The following is a 15,773-nucleotide window of genomic DNA, read 5'->3' on the forward strand; positions in this document are numbered from 1 at the left end:
GCAATCGAATTATTTGTAGAGCCGACCTATTTTTCTTTTCTAATATGAATTCCTTAGCTACTCACAGAGGGTGGCGTAAATCTGGGAAGGATGTGTGCTGATTGGAATAAGCTATATAGGTGTTAACCCCTGCGGACTAGAGTGACCGCAGAGGTATCCTCGATGGGGTAGAGACCTATAGGTAAGGAGAGCGGGCTAGGGCTTGCTGGTACTCTGCCTCCCGTTGCATTAGTTCGTATTGTAAGTCCGCTATTTCCATTCCTAGCTCAGAGTGCCTAACCTTTAGGCGAGCGACGTCAGCGATAAGTGTTACTCGTTCGGAATTGTCGATTGCTTCATCGACCAACATTGCACCAATTTCTGTCATGTCATCGAGAATGTGTTCTCTCTCCAACTCCAGGTTGTGAATTGCCGACACAATTTCCTCAACGGCTGACTTGGCAAGAAAAATATCCTGGCCTGAATTGTACCCCCGCAGGAATAATCCTTCGAGGTCCGCGGGGCAGACACCGTTATAGTGGTTACCGGAGCGCCCTTGGTCAAATCCGCGCAGCTCGGTACAAAAAAGCTCCAGCCCTTCACCTCGCCCACCCCGGTAAGCATTAGTATTGACCGTTACGCCATATTTTGCACAGGATTCGCGGCGTCTCCCCAGGTAGGATAAGTCCCTTCCCGCTGCGCCATCCTCATACCCGATTGCCTGCCAATCTGCGACATAGCATTCATCTTCACTCATGGTGGCACACCCTGAGATTGAGGTTGCTAAAAATAAGAGGAGGGCAATTGTAGGAGTAGACTTCACGGTGTTTTTCCATCTCATTAGTTTTGCTACAGCCTACTCAATTGATCCTGACTGGCAGCTGAAGCGCTAGTTTCATATGGCCATTATGTTAACAAATTGCTACCAACCGTGGCGCCGATAAGTTTCCGCTGACGACTAGTCTGATGGTGTTAAGGGGCCGGTAATTGTGAGTTTGGGTCAATGAGCGATTTCGTTGGGATGACTGCTCTCGAGTTGTTACGCGGATACAGGGCGAAGTGTTTTTCGCCGGTTGAGGTTGTCGAGGGGCTACTCAATCAAATTGAGAAGCTAAATAGGCATGTCAGTGCTTTTTGTCTGATAGACAGGAAGACCAGCATTGCCTACGCACGGGACTCTGAGCGCCGCTATATGTCTGGTACTGTCAAAGGGTTGCTTGACGGAGTGCCGGTGGCAATAAAAGACGTTTTTTACACGCCGATGTGGCCGACAGTTTTCGGTTCCCAAATTATTGACCCAGAGACAACATTGGGTTGTGCGGCCCCTTGCATTGCGGCTTTGCAACGCCATGGGTACATACCAATAGGGAAAACCACGACACCGGAGTTTGGTTGGAAGGCGGTGACGGATAATGCCATAGACGGTATTACGAGAAACCCCTGGGATAGGGATAAGACATCAGGTGGTTCGAGTGGCGGGGCCGCGGTTGCAGTATCACTGGGATTGAGCCCTCTAGCTGTGGGGGCTGATGGTGGTGGATCTATCCGGATTCCTGCCAGCTTTTGTGGCACGGTTGGGTTCAAACCGAGTTATGGGCAGGTTCCCCATTGGCCATTAGGTACCTTCTCCTCCCTGGTGCATGTGGGGCCCTTAGCATCGACGGTGGAAGACTGTGCACTGATGATGAATGTAATCAGTGAACCGGATCACCGGGATATCCGCGCAATACCACGTCGGAACATTGATTTCCTTGCAGCTATAGAGGGAAGGTTGATTGAAAGAACAGGAAAGTTGCGTATTGCTTACAGCCCCAGTCTTGGTTACGTAGAACCTGACCCCATGGTGGTGAGCAACGTTTCTGCTAGTGTAATGCACTTCCAGGAATTGGGTGCTGAAGTTGTAGAGGTTGACCCAGGTATTGATGATGCTAGTGCAGCTTTTGGCTGTCTATTTTGCGCGGGAATAGCGAGTATCTTTAGGGCGATGGATAGTACCAGGCGCCAACTGGTGGAGCCCCAATTGTTAGAGGTCGCAGAACAAGCGGACAAATTATCCTTACCTGATTATCTCGATGCGCTGAAGTGGCGAGATAACTTTGTCGAGCGATTACAGGAATTTTTTCTGAAATATGATCTGTTAGTGACCCCAACTTTACCCATTACCGCATTTAGTGCTGGGGCCAATGTGCCGGATAATAATCCAGGCTCTCTATGGTATTCCTGGACACCTTATACCTACCCCTTCAATTTATCAGGCCATCCGGCAATATCAATCAATTGCGGTTTTTCAGGGAATGGTCTGCCAATAGGTCTGCAAATAGTAGGCAGAAAATATGCTGATGAGACCGTTTTATGTGCAGCCGCTGTTTTACAAAGCCAGCAGGGATTAAAAAGGAGGATTCCTGATTGGGTAGATTCTGTGTGAGTTGCAATCTTAAAATTCTTCTTGTAGATCTAATTAAAATAAAGGGCTGAAAAACCCTTTAGTTCAGAAATTATTCCTAGTTCTATTTGCTATTAATAGTGTTTTTATATTCTATGTTTTTTGTGTATTTGTGATCCGCTTAAAGTTTATTGCGGCTCTTACGCTGAAAGATGCCAAATTGTTTTAGTATTTATTTGAATGTGCTAGCTTTTCCTTGCCGGATTGGTCAATCCGGTTTTGTTTGTTCTCTCTGCGCTTTTCGAAATTCGAATAATAAAAATATTTCTGGATTGTCCGCGATTGTTTATAGGTATGGCCTGTAGTTCCATCCTTATTGATTTTTGTATTATTTGAATATTATTGAGATTCAAAACTGCTGTTTGTGCAGGCTTCTTGCATGTGTGTTTATTGCCTGCCTGTGTTTTTGAAATATCAGGGATTCGCAGGGGGCTAACTTAATGTGGAGAAGATAATGAAAAAAATTATTAGTAGGTCTTTAGTTGGGGTTCTTGCACTCCCCGGCGCTGTTATGGCACAAGAGCTGTGGATAACTATAGGTAGTGATGGTTATAAAACCTTAAAGCAAAACAGTAGCCTGGTTGCTAAGCAACCACTCGCGATTCAAGGTGAGGAACGTAACGGAGTCACTATTCTAAAAGTTAATGAAAAGAATCTTTCCGAAATATCGACTCTGATGCACATCAACCATAACCGTTGTGGCGGCTTTATGGTACATGACTCATTGGAGGAAGCAGAAGCTGCCCAGATTTCATCGCTGACGACAACAGTGAATAACGTGATCGCTTACTCTATTGATAATACAGATGTGGTTAACGCCCTGCAAGCAGAGATCTCAGAGTCTAATATACGGTCGACTATTCAAAGTTTGTCGAATTTTACTAATCGCTATTACACCACTTCAACCGGCGTGGATGGTGCTGAGTGGATAAGGGATGAGTGGCAGGCATTAACGAATTCACGAAGTGATGCCTCTGTCGAACTTTATAGCCATAGTTGGGCGCAACCCTCCGTAATTTTGACGATTCAGGGGCAAACTGACCCGGATGAAATTATCGTGCTGGGGGCGCACCTGGATTCTACGGTCGGTTTTGGCACTGGTGAAGGTACGAGAGCGCCGGGGGCTGACGATGATGCGTCTGGCATAGCAACATTGACTGACGTCATTCATGCAATTGTCGCTACAGACTATAAGCCGGATAAAACGCTGGCTTTTATGGGGTACGCTGCTGAGGAAGTGGGGCTGCGGGGGTCAGATGATATTGCCAGCGATTACAAATCACAGAATAAAAATGTGATAGGTGCTTTGCAGTTGGATATGACTAATTACTATGGCTCAAATAGTGATATCTATATTATTGGAGATTACACCAATAGTGCCCAGAATAGCTTTCTTGAGGATCTGGCCCAGACCTACCTGAGCGGCCTTACTGTTGGAACAACTTATTGTGGTTATGCGTGTTCTGATCACGCATCTTGGTATAACCAGGGTTATCCGGTTTCCTTTCCTTTTGAGGCGACTTTTAATGGCTCAAACCCTTATATCCACACTTCAAGTGATACCCTCGCTAATAGTGGTGGAGATGCCAGTCATGCGGTGAAGTTTGGAAAGCTTGCTGCTGCCTATGTCGCTGAATTGGCCAAGGGTTATATAGGGGATGATCCGGGCCCAGACCCCGATCCGGACCCCGATCCCGATCCAGACCCCGGTGAGGAACAAACAGAAACCTTTAGTGGTGATGTGGGTCGAGGTTCGGAGGATCACTATGGACCTCTCAGTGTAACGCCCGGTACAGATTTTATCGCGGATATGACCGGTACTAATGATGCCGATCTATATGTCCGTTTTGGTGCGGCACCTACTTGGCGCTATTACGATTGCCGTCCCTATGAGGGAGATAGCTCTGAGAACTGTTCCTTAACCGTGCCAAGTGGTGAGAGTGAAGCCTATTTTATGGTGCGGGGTTACAGTCGCCTGGGATCGGATTATGAGGTTGACGTTACTTATACACCTCAATAGACGGTGCTGATTTCACCTATTTATTTTTTTAAGTGAATTCATTGCTGTCACTTTTGCTTCAGCCTTTCTAAAAGTCACGTTTGGCAGTTTTTGGCATTTGCTAAACGTGTACCTCCTCCTTTTAAAATAAATATCGCGACATTAATTTTTTGATTTGTTGGAAGTTGACATTTAATCGCGTAAAAGATCTACCCTAGGCGTGCACTAATTTCTGGCATGGATGCAACTTAACGGAACGTCAGTATGCCGCTTTTTTTGTTTAACCCCTGCACGGATCTAATTTGATGTGCATTGCTTTGATGAATTATCCGGTGATGTTCTGTTTGATGTTAATAATGAGAAGAGAGGGTGGTGAATATGAAGCGTTACTTGTTGAGACCTTTGTCATTGGCGGTGGCAGTTGCGATTTTTAACTCTGGTGGGTATGCGATTGCTGAGGAAAAGGAAGAGGGTGCCTCTAATACTGCTGATCGGGCAATGGAGGAAGTGATAACCACAGGTACACGCAAAGAGGGTGTATCTCCCACCGAGACTCTTTCTCCGGTAGATGTGGTTGGCGGAGAGGACATTGCGGATCAAGCGAGCTTTGATCTTACTGAGTCCCTGGCAAAAATTGCCCCTTCATTTAATACGCAGAGATTTCCAATTGCTGATGGCACCGCTTTTATCCGCCCGGTAACTTTACGTAATTTATCCCCAGATCAAACTTTGGTACTGGTCAATGGAACTCGCCGCCATCGCTCTGCGCTGGTTAACTTGCAGCTTGCCCCCCTGGGCACAGTTAACCAGGGTGCCCAAGCCGTCGACTTTTCTGCGCTGCCCTCTATGGCTATAGAGCGAGTTGAGGTTTTGCGTGATGGCGCTTCAGCACAATATGGCTCCGATGCGATTGCCGGTGTTGTTAACATTATCCTGAAGGATGATGCAGAGGGATTTAGCTTATCAGCTCAGACAGGAGAATATTTTGAGGGGGATGGAACCCGGATGAGTATTGCCGCAAATACGGGATTTGCGCTGGGTAATGCAGGATTTATTAATGGCACCGTTGAATTCTCCCGCGCAGATAAAACCTGGCGCAGCGAAGCGCGGCCAGATGCGCAACAGGTAGGATCAGTTGTGGGAAATAATTTAGTACCACTGGATGGCTTGGGTCAGAGATGGGGTGATCCCGATGTTGAGTCCCTGAAGTTTTTTATTAACAGCGGCCTGGAGATCTCTGATTCGGTAGAGCTCTATGGAAATTTCGGTTATTCACAAAATGAAACAATTTCTGACTTTTTCTATCGTGGACCGGTGCTCGACCCAGAACACCAGTTTACTGCGAGAGGTACCCTGCAAGTAGACAGCCCTAATGATCCCCTTGATCCGAATAGTATCGACTACATGCCCGACCCAGCTCCCCAGTCTTTAGTGGATTCTATTTTGGAGCAAGGCCTAAACCCCTCGGATTACCTGGTAGCAGATACTTCCAGCGACAGTGGGTACGTGTTGCGAAACCCAATTTATACTCAGTTCCCCGGCGGCTACAACCCTGAATTTGGTGCAGATATTTATGATATCGCTGCTGTATTCGGGGCGCGTGGAGAGCTTGCCAATGGCCTCTCCTGGGATCTACGCGGACGTTTGGCTGAAAATGAAGTGGACTATGTCCTGAAAAATTCAATCAATCCAAGTTTGGGTATTTTGTCTCCTACTTCCTTCAAGCCGGGAACCCTCACGCAGGAAGAGTCCAGCCTCAATGCGGATTTTGTCTACCCCATTGATGTCATGGCTTTTGCTTCGCCATTGAACCTTGCATTCGGCGCTGAGTGGCGTGAAGAGACTTACTCAATTGGTAGGGGGGATGCAGCGTCCACTGCGGTAGGCCCAACTGCTGCGTACTTTGGTGTGGGTTCAGATGGTTTTCAGGGTTTCCCGATTGAAGCGCTGGGCAGTTTCAGTAGCGAGAGTATTGCAGCTTATATTGACCTTGAAGCCGATGTGACTGAGGCTCTGACTTTGGGAGCGGCTTTACGGTTAGAGGAATATGATGAGTTTGGCTCGACATCGGATTGGAAATTGTCAGCACGGTATGATGTGAATGAACAACTGGCATTTCGAGCGACGGTAAATACTGGTTTCAGGGCGCCAACACCCGGACAGGTGAATACCTTAAATGTTACTACTACGACAGACTCCAGTGGCAACCTGATACCCAATGGAACCTATCCTGTGGCTCATCCGGTGGCATCAGCGCTCGGAGCCGTTGAGCTGGAACCGGAGGAATCCACCAGTTTCACCTTGGGTGCGGTTTTTGCCCCACTGGACAATACCAGTGTGACAATAGATTACTACAACATCGACATCGAGGATCGCCTGGCTCTGCGCAACAATGCCATCGGAGATGACGAAGTGATTCTGTTGCAAAATGCCGGTATAGAAAATGCAGCACTACTCAACGGCAGCAATGCAAACTATTTCGTCAATGCTTATGACTCGGAAGTGTCTGGTATAGATCTGGCAGTTACCAGTGATTTCGAGATTTTTGAAAGTTTATTGGTGGTGGATTTACGCCACAATCACAATCGCCAGGAAGTTACCAGTGTTACGCCAAATACCATCAATGCCTCACGGGTATTTGACCTGGAAAACCAAGTTCCCAGTGATCGAACGACTTTAACTTTTGATCTGGATACGGGTGATTTATTTGCAGGGTACCTGCGTTTTAATCGCTATGGCAGTTGGGAATCAACAGGCGGGTTGTTTGGTGCTGGGGATGCCAGTGATACCTATAGTTATGGCAGTGAAATTCTCGTTGATATCGAAGCGACGTTTACGCTGTATGAAAATTATAAATTGTCGCTGGGGGGCGAGAATATCTTTGACGTAATGCCTGATGATGAGCAGGAGCCCACATTGCGATATCTCGGGGTACGCCATGCCCTCACATCACCATTTGGCTTTAATGGTGGTTATTGGTATTTACGTGCTAGCGCAGAGTTTTAAGCTGTATAAATAGGGGAGACTATTTAGCCTCGAGTCTTTTCCTGCTTTAACTCAGAGCAGTAGCCCGGTAATTGTCCCGGGTTACTGTCTGTTCTCTTAATTGGTGAAGGGGATCTTCTCCAACGTCTAAGTGCCAGTTTTTGTGAATTCAACACGGGCATTAAAATCGGATACGATTTGAGGTTCATCAGTGAAAACCCCATCAATACCTTGAGCTGCCAACAGTATCAAATCGTTGGGGTCGTTGACGGTAAATACGTAGTTCTTAAGCCCGCGCTGTTTTGCATCGGCTATTAAATCTGCATTTATAAAATCTACGTTCGTATGTAATGAATAGGCCTTTAATGGAGCAGAGCAGGCTGCAAGATCGAGGGGAACACCGGAAACCAGAACTCCCCGCCGAACCTCAGGAGCTAATTGCAGGCACTGGTACAACTGGCGGTGATCAAAAGAGGAGACGATGTATTGCTCGTAGTTTGCACCAGTATCCTGCGTAAAGGTGTGGATTTCATCCGCGAAAAGGGCTGCACAGTTAGGCCCTTTCAGCTCGATATTGAGTTGGGCACTATTTCCCACAAGTTCCAGGACTTCCCTTAATGTAGGGACCTTATTCCCGCAAGGGAGAGGTCTCTCTTTCAGGGCATCGGGATGCATTTCAGTGATGAGTTCAGAGCCCGCGATTAGGCGTCCGAGTCGCCGGTCATGCTTGACCAGAAGCTGCCCACCAATATTCCACACATCAATTTCGATACCCCCGACGTTGAGTTCCAACGCATGCCCGATTGCTTGGAGAGTGTTTTCACTGGCTCGCTGTTGATAGCCCCGGTGGGCGAAACAGAAGAGCGTAGTTGAAGTCATGGCTTATCAGTCCATTTTCATGGTTTGCTTCAGACTGCCCTTAAATTATTACGAGGTCACTAATGCAACACCAAAGTTTCTGCCAAATACTGGTTAATTGGCATTAAAAAATTATTTTTATAGCCTTTGGGTAGTGATTAGGCTCCAAAAAGTGAGCTGCTACTCTCCAGCCAATGCACGATAACAGCCTTGATGAAAGACCAGGGGTTCACCACCAAAAGCGGCAAATTCCAGCACCTCTCCAAGCAATATTGTGTGATCTCCACCATCAATGCACTGCGCGCGGCGGCAATGGAAATAGGCTGCACACTCCTCTAGGCGAGGTATACCATTGGGGCCTTCATACCAGTTGACCTGTCCAAACTTGTCTGCCCCTCGACCAGCAAATAGGTTTGAGACATGTTGTTGGTCTGCTCGCAGGATATGCACGGCAAAGTGCTCCCGGGTGGTAAATGCTTTATAGCCCATGGACTGCTTATCGATACTCCATAGAACCAGGGCGGGGTCCAGGGAAACGGAATTAAAGCTGTTAGCCGTCATGCCGGCAGGTTGGCCATTGGTATCCTGAGTGGTAATGACAGTTACACCGGTAGCAAAGTGGCCGAGGGTGTCCCGCAGTAGCCGGCTTTGCTCGGGTGACGGGGAAATCGTACGGCTTTTCTCTGTCGTCATACTAAGGCTACTTGTACCAAAACTTTGAAGGGCCGCCATTTTAAGGCAAAAGTTAACGGTTTGCGCGCTTTACCTCGAATAGCTATTAAAATAAGTATGATTATCAGTCATTTTCTGACTGATCGTTCATAATTGGCTGGCACTCTTGACTGAGCCTTTCCCGGAGGGCGATCGCACCACCGGTAAGGGCAAAACCCATTAAATTGCCCTTTTCGTCGCGAAATTCGGCGCAAACCCCTGAATCTTCTTTGTTGATTTGCCAAGTCCCCTTGGTATCAGGGCTTGGCGGGCAAACGGTAGTTGGGTGCAGGGTTGTCTTTACGGCCACAGGAATAACGCCAAAGCAAACGGGAGTCAGATTTCCTGACAGAGTATGTGCCAGACTCTTCGCACAGCTGATTAGGGGGGCGACAAAGAGTAACTGATGGCCGTCTATTTCTGCGCAATCCCCCAGGGCGTAGATATCGGGATCGCTTGTTTGCAGATATCGATCTACAGCAATACCTCTTTGCACGGCGATACCGGCCATGGAGGCTAAGCCGGTGTTAGCCTCAAGTCCGAGTGCGGCGAGAACGACATCCGCTTCTATTTGCTCTCCATTACTCAGCTGGGCCCGGAAACCGGTGCTCAATTTCTCGATACGCTTTAATGATGAGCCCCCATGGAAGCGAACGCCATAGTCTTCCAGGGCTCTCTGCAGATCGCGCCCGGCGACTTCCGGCAGCAGTGTCGCCAGTGGCCATTGCTCCATGTCAACCAGATCCACTGCGAAGCCGGTCTGTACCAGATCGTTGGCAAATTCACAGCCAATCAAACCAGCGCCCAGGAGTAGTATGCGCTTGCGCCCCACCACGGCAGTGCGAAAACGGTGGTAGTCTCTGAGATTATTTATGCGAAAGATATGTGATTGGGCATCCCCCTCATAGTGGGGAAGTTTGCGGCACTTGGCCCCGGTTGCCAGAACTAGCTTTCCATAGGGAATCTTGGATACATGCTCTGCACCATCCTGCTGAATCGTCAGAGTTCTATTTTGGCGATCTATATGTATTACCCGCGTGTGAACCAGAATTTGTGCATTGAGTTCGCGAGCCATATCTTCAGCACTGGAAGTCCTGAGTTGCTGTGCAGTCTTGCCGTGAGAGAAAGAGGCTGACAGCAAAGGCTTGGAGTAAAAAGTTCCATCATCGGCAGTGATTAACAGGAGGGGGGACCGGGGGGTAAGTTTGCGAAACTCTCGCGCCAGATTATACCCGGCTAGCCCTGTGCCAATAATAACTAAAGGTGCTGAGGTTGTAGTGGTTGTGTTTTGGTTGGCTGAAGGGGACGGGGCGATGGGGGCTTGGCCTACAAGAACCATATCAAATTCTTGTTTACTAACGCCGCATTGAGGGCAATTCCATTCGTCGGGAATATCCTCCCAACGAGTACCGGGAGCAATGCCATCTTGTGGACATCCCTCGGCCTCATTGTATGTCCAGCCACATACCATACACTCCCAGATTCGAAAGCCATCATTGCTAGCTAAGCGGGCTTGAGTGGTATCGGCGCCAATCTCCAGCATGGAGAAATCTTGTTTGGCTGCACCACACTCCGGGCAGTACCAGTCTTCAGGTATATCTTCCCAGCGAGTACCGGGAAGAATTCCATCCTCGGGCCAACCTTTGGACTCATCGTATATCCAGCCGCAGTTCTGGCACTGCCACTTTCTGTATGCCGACATGTTTTTTCACCAAACAGAGCTGAGCTCGGTAGCTAAAACTACCGGGTTAACCCCATTTATAGTGGTAAAAACGAAGGCAGTCGGGCAATAGTATTATTCAGTGCTGCGCTGAGAGATTTTACTAAGGGCACCTTGATAAATATCAGCAATTTCCCCCGGGTGCTTAATTGAAATACCCAAATCATGTACCAGGCCATCTTTTAGGCCGTAAACCCAACCGTTGACGGTGAGTTCTTGACCCGCACGCCAGGCATCGCGAACGATCGTTGTCTGACACACGTGTATCACCTGTTCCAGGACATTTAATTCACACAACAGATCTGTACGCTGCTGTTGTTGAAAAATATCGATCAAAGTGTGATGTTTATCCCTAACGTCTTGGATATGTCGCAGCCAGTTATCAATTAAGCCCAGCTGATCATTGTTGAGGGCTGCCTGGACGCCGCCACAACCGTAATGACCACAGACAATAATATGTTTTACTTTCAGGATCTCCACAGCATATTGGAGTACTGATAGGCAATTCAGGTCTGAGTGAACGACTACATTGGCAACATTTCTGTGAACAAAAAGCTCGCCGGGTAAAAGGCCGACGATCTCATTGGCGGGAACGCGGCTATCTGCGCAGCCAATCCACAGGTATTCAGGGCTTTGCTGTTCAGATAATTGAAGGAAAAAGTCTGGCTCTTCTTGACGGGTAGCCTCGGACCAATGTTGGTTATTTTGTAATAAGTGGTTAAGCGGGTGCAATGCGATTGTATCCTGAAGTGACCATTTGGACATGTAGACAGCAGAATAGCGGCTTTGCTCGTGTGCGCCAAGTAAACTTGGTCTAGTCTTAAATGTGACTAACGGCCTAAACTTGGTCTAATAAGGATTTCAGGATCATGGGAAGAAAAAAAAGCTCAGTCCCCGGCAGGCGGCAAAGAGTCACTCGACACTCTAAGACGGCAGGTCGACATCGCCTCAGGGTGCGCCAGTTATTGGCGAGACGAACCCGGTTACGCAGTTACTTACAGTACTTTGTGAGTGATGACAAAGTTGATTTTAAAGAGACTTTAGAAACAGCGAATGCAGAGCTTACCGATTGAGTTTACTATTTTTCCCTGGGATCGCTACAGGTCATTATTTTGGTATGCTCTCCAACAGCTCTTACTTATCAGGCGCCTGTAAAGGCATTTTTTCGCTGTAATTGCGGAGGTAGGAAAAAATATTTATGGTTTTATCAGATTGTGAAGCTGGTACCGCATTAAAGATTGATTTGGCGAATTACGACGACTCGCAACATGCAAGTGATATCTTGGCTTTGATGGATGAATATGCCCGAGATCCATTTGGCGGTGGTGAGTCTCTAAGTGATCACTGCCGCTCTAGTTTATTGCCGGCATTAAGAGATTTTCCTGGGGCTTTTAGTGTTCTTGCTTATCGAGGGGAGCGTGCGGTAGGGCTCATTAATTGCTTTACTGGCTTTTCTACTTTTTTATGTAAGCCGCTGGTTAATATCCACGATGTTATTGTCAGTGAAACTGCTCGAAGTCTGGGGGTGTGCACTGCCATGCTCGACTTTCTGGCGAAAGAGGCAAAAAAGAGGGGCTGTTGCAAACTTACCCTGGAAGTTCTGCAAAAAAATTATACTGCTCAGGCGGCTTATCTTAAGACCGGCTTTAAGCCATACACATTGGATGAAGAACAGGGGCAAGCTGAGTTTTGGCAGCGCTACCTTTAACTTTGTAGGGTGAGCACTCGGATCCCCCACTCAGACAGCAATTACCCGTTTAGTCAGGTAATTGCTGAGCTACCTTCCCAGGAGTTAGGTTGCGCTCACTTTAGGCGCTTTTTTCCAAGAAATGGCCAGGCTGATTAATGTGAGAACTGCAATTAGGCTAACACTAAGTAGCATCCCTGCCAGAGGTTGCGAAGGGCTTTTTTCGTAGAGCCATCCGCCCATTGCAAAGCCAATTGTGTAGCCTCCGGTATGCATCAGTGACAAAAGGCCAAACAAGCGGCCGTTGCGCTGTTGCCCTTGACTTAATAGGGCACTGTAGCCAGGGACTAAGAAGGCGATACCAATAACAAATAGAATCAAGCCTAGCACCGCAAGGGAGCTGCCTAGAGCGAGTGATAGTGATGTAGTGCCCAGGCATATACACAGAACCCCAATTACAAAGCTGATTAGTGGGCGCGCTATTTTTCTAACTAACAGCATCTGGACAAAGAATCCGCAAATGGCGACAGCAGCAAGAAGAATGGCGGTTGTCGATGATGCCTCCAATGCACTTAATCCGTATAAGTCTTGTAGTACTGGCCCCATAACAACTTGTAGCTGCCCGATGCTTACTGTGCCCAGCAGTGCTATCGCGAAAAGCCCAATAGTTGTAGTGGGAAAGTGAGTTTTTTCGACTTTCTTTTCAGCTATTGTGCAGCCCGGAACTCGAGGTAAAAAAAGCGTTAAGGTTAGGGCGGAAAAGGGCAGGAGGACCAGCCAAAGTAAGGGCCAAAGACTACCCACTAGAAGGGTCGGTAAGGCAAGTAAGGGGCCTAATCCTCGCCCTAAATTTGCAGCAGCGCTGATCCCTGAGAGAATTGACAGTTGTTGGTTTTTCTCTCCCAGCTCTAGGGCCCAAGCTTGGCAGCAAGGAAAAATTGCGGCGGCGTTTAATCCATAAAGGATTCTGCTGGCAACCAGGGCCACAAGCGCTGTATCTGTTTCCAAGTACCCTTGAGCCAGGGCGACGAGCAGGGCAACGAACAGGATCTGGGATAGTAGTGCCCCACTGAGCCCAGCTAGCAGAATTGGCTTCCGTCCAATTTTATCGCCTAGCTCTCCCCAGATTGGGCCCGCAATCATCAGGCAAAAAGTACTGACTGCAACTAGTGCGCCGAGAGTGGCTAAATCCAGCCCGCAATACTCGATGATTAATGGAATCTGGGTCAGCAATATGACCTGGGCCGCACCCTGGCTCGCAACAATCCAGTTTATTTTTTGGAAGTGAAGGGATTTCCGCATTCGGGCTCCAGAGGGATAAAACTAGGGACAATTGTCAAATTTGTCCTAAACAATGGTTCTCAGCCGAATAATTTCCCTATTAAAAAGCTTGATGTGTACCAAATTTCACGACATGATAATAAAAATACAAATCATTCGCATTACAATTCTGTAAAAGAACCTTACTCATGAATAATCCAGATCTCGACGGGACTTTGCCGGGCGTCTCCGCAGGAGCTTCTGATGCTCAAGGATTGAGCCTGACCACCTCTGAACAGTTGGTCAATATGACTGTAGAAGATCAAAAGGTCAAATGTGCCGGCGAAAGGTTGTCGGCTAATTGCTTTTTTAATGCGCTATTGCGTGAGACCGAATGTGGTCAATGGTACGAGCAGAGCGGTGTGTCACTCCCCCAAGGCATAAGGGTTCCCGCAGTTTGTGTGCCATTACCGAGCACTGGCGCTGAGCTTTGGCTCAATCTAATCTACCGAAGCGAGTGTGGCAGGCATCAATTTGAGCTGCCAATGGTTTGGCGGCAGACCTCCGGGAAAAGCCAAGAAGTATCAATGGCTGAGTGTGCCCGTTTGATCGCCGACGAGTCAGCTTTTTTCCCCGGCGCTGGAGAAGAATCACGACAGGTATTTGTGGAGCGTGTGCAATCTAGCGTTCGCAATATGACCCAAGCCCTACAGACGCGCAACAAAGATATGGAGCGTTTGTTTGGTGATGTGTTGTCTTTTGGTGAGTCAGAACAAGCTCTACTCTGTGGTCACTCTATTCACCCTACCCCAAAGAGTAGGGAACCCTTTACCGATCAAGATGCTGAGTGCTTTGCGCCGGAATTTGGCAACAGCTTTTCTCTGATGTGGTTAGGGGTAGATCCCAAGTTTTTATCTGGTGCTAGCGGAGCGCGAGTCTCAGAAGGTCAGCTAGCGGGTTTGGTGCGAGTAACTGATGGTGCTCCCCTGCCGCCGGAGGGCTTTGTAGCTGTGCCCGCTCACCCTTGGCAGTGGCGTCAATTACAGAGTGACCAAAGAATTGCCAAATTACTTTCAACTGGCAGTGTTGTTGAGCTGGGTGTTGGCTCGGGCGCTTGGCGGGCGACGTCATCTTTGCGTGCAGTGTACAGCGCTGAGAGCCCCTATATGTTGAAGTTTTCTCTCAGCTTGCGCCTGACTAACTCGGTGCGCACCCTGCAGCCGAAGGAGATGGTGAGGGGACTGGAGGTCTTGAAAGTACGAGACACGCCAATTGGGCAAGACTTTGCACGCCGTTACCCAAATTTCCAGGTTTTAGCTGAACCCGCCTACTTGATGTTAGCGGATGAGTCAGGAAACCCGGTGATCGAGAGTTTGGTGATGTTCCGTGAGAACCCATTCATCGGTGAGGCAGCAGAAAACACCTGTTTGTTGGCAACTTTAACTCAAGACCATCCAGACGCTGATTTCTGTCGCGCAGCTCAACTTATCTCTCAGTTGGCAATGGAACAAAACCTATCTTCTGCCATTGCTGCAAAACGATGGTTTAATGCTTTTCTCGATGCGGTGATAGAGCCACTGTTAATTGCTCAAGCTGATTTTGGAATTTTATTTGGGGCTCATCAACAAAACTTAATTTTGCGTTTTAATGGTTCCATGCCTATCGCTGGTTATTTCCGCGACTGTCAAGGTAGCGGTTATAGTCATCTCGGTGAAGAGCTATTGAAGCCCTATTTACCAAATCTTGCTCAAAATAGTGAAAATGTTATTAATGAGGAAATGGCTAATCGTCTATTCGCCTATTACCTTATTGTGAATAGTTGTTTTGGACTAATTTCCGCCATCGCTGCTGCCGGACTTGTAAGCGAAAGTGCTTTGTTAAGTGAACTTCGTGAACGCTTGCAGCTTCTTTATGACGGTCAGCGACGAGATCGTAGCTGTTTAGAATATTTACTCCAATCTGCTCAGATCTGGTCAAAGGGTAACTTTCAATGTGCAGTTATTGGTATGAACGAAACAACGAGTGAAGACCCTTTATCAATTTACCACTCAATGGATAACCCACTGAAGATAGCTGACAAGCTTTTTGCCGCAGAGCCTGGTAGCTCGGCCCTTGTAGAGCAATAAGGATC

12 protein-coding genes are annotated in these 15,773 nt (G+C 47.9%); 6 read left to right on the forward strand and 6 right to left on the reverse strand.

Annotation, left to right across the window (positions count from 1 at the left end; translation table 11 throughout):
- Nucleotides 1-175 precede the first annotated feature (175 nt).
- The gene (locus ACJJIN_RS22375; protein ID WP_444896257.1) at nt 176-736 is read right to left on the reverse strand and encodes a DUF2799 domain-containing protein; all 561 of its coding nucleotides are present in this window, start codon (nt 734-736) and stop codon (nt 176-178) included.
- A 246-nt stretch (nt 737-982) separates the two neighbouring features.
- Between ACJJIN_RS22375 and ACJJIN_RS22380 the strand changes: the two genes are divergently transcribed.
- The 3 genes from ACJJIN_RS22380 to ACJJIN_RS22390 all read left to right on the forward strand — a co-directional run bounded on the left by ACJJIN_RS22380 (nt 983) and on the right by ACJJIN_RS22390 (nt 7,427).
- Nucleotides 983-2,404 (forward strand): amidase, encoded by a 1,422-nt coding sequence (locus ACJJIN_RS22380; RefSeq protein ID WP_444896258.1) that lies wholly within the window; start codon nt 983-985, stop codon nt 2,402-2,404.
- Between the two features lie 472 nt (nt 2,405-2,876).
- The gene (locus ACJJIN_RS22385; protein ID WP_444896259.1) at nt 2,877-4,442 is read left to right on the forward strand and encodes a M28 family peptidase; all 1,566 of its coding nucleotides are present in this window, start codon (nt 2,877-2,879) and stop codon (nt 4,440-4,442) included.
- 357 nt (nt 4,443-4,799) lie between these two features.
- The gene (locus ACJJIN_RS22390) at nt 4,800-7,427 is read left to right on the forward strand and encodes a TonB-dependent receptor plug domain-containing protein (RefSeq protein ID WP_444896260.1); all 2,628 of its coding nucleotides are present in this window, start codon (nt 4,800-4,802) and stop codon (nt 7,425-7,427) included.
- 126 nt (nt 7,428-7,553) lie between these two features.
- Here ACJJIN_RS22390 and ACJJIN_RS22395 read toward each other — a convergent pair whose 3' ends face one another.
- The 4 genes from ACJJIN_RS22395 to can form a co-directional block, all read right to left on the reverse strand.
- A complete protein-coding gene (locus ACJJIN_RS22395; protein WP_444896261.1) occupies nt 7,554-8,285 on the reverse strand; it encodes a glycerophosphodiester phosphodiesterase in 732 nt (243 codons plus the stop codon).
- Between the two features lie 159 nt (nt 8,286-8,444).
- Nucleotides 8,445-8,957, reverse strand: a complete 513-nt coding sequence (locus tag ACJJIN_RS22400; protein WP_413663130.1) for a flavin reductase family protein — start codon at nt 8,955-8,957, stop codon at nt 8,445-8,447.
- Between the two features lie 103 nt (nt 8,958-9,060).
- Nucleotides 9,061-10,677 carry an FAD-dependent oxidoreductase gene (locus ACJJIN_RS22405; RefSeq protein WP_444896262.1) on the reverse strand — a complete coding sequence of 539 codons (1,617 nt, stop codon included), beginning with the start codon at nt 10,675-10,677 and terminating at the stop codon, nt 9,061-9,063.
- A gap of 93 nt (nt 10,678-10,770) precedes the next feature.
- Nucleotides 10,771-11,427, reverse strand: a complete 657-nt coding sequence (gene can / locus ACJJIN_RS22410) for a carbonate dehydratase (protein ID WP_444898283.1) — start codon at nt 11,425-11,427, stop codon at nt 10,771-10,773.
- Nucleotides 11,428-11,564: 137 nt separating this feature from the next.
- On the opposite strand from can, the gene ACJJIN_RS22415 reads away from it, so the two are divergent.
- Nucleotides 11,565-11,768 carry a hypothetical protein gene (locus tag ACJJIN_RS22415; RefSeq protein ID WP_444896263.1) on the forward strand — a complete coding sequence of 68 codons (204 nt, stop codon included), beginning with the start codon at nt 11,565-11,567 and terminating at the stop codon, nt 11,766-11,768.
- Nucleotides 11,769-11,893: 125 nt separating this feature from the next.
- On the forward strand, nt 11,894-12,403 hold the full coding sequence (locus ACJJIN_RS22420; protein WP_444896264.1) for a GNAT family N-acetyltransferase: 510 nt from the start codon (nt 11,894-11,896) through the stop codon (nt 12,401-12,403).
- Between the two features lie 84 nt (nt 12,404-12,487).
- Here the strand turns inward: ACJJIN_RS22420 and ACJJIN_RS22425 are convergent, their stop codons facing one another.
- Complete coding sequence (locus tag ACJJIN_RS22425) at nt 12,488-13,684, reverse strand: MFS transporter (protein WP_444896265.1); 1,197 nt, start codon at nt 13,682-13,684, stop codon at nt 12,488-12,490.
- 167 nt (nt 13,685-13,851) lie between these two features.
- Here ACJJIN_RS22425 and ACJJIN_RS22430 point away from each other — a divergent pair, with 167 nt between their 5' ends.
- On the forward strand, nt 13,852-15,768 hold the full coding sequence (locus ACJJIN_RS22430; protein ID WP_444896266.1) for an IucA/IucC family protein: 1,917 nt from the start codon (nt 13,852-13,854) through the stop codon (nt 15,766-15,768).
- Nucleotides 15,769-15,773 lie beyond the last annotated feature (5 nt).

This window comes from Microbulbifer maximicatervae (SeqCode) (assembly GCF_052467505.1).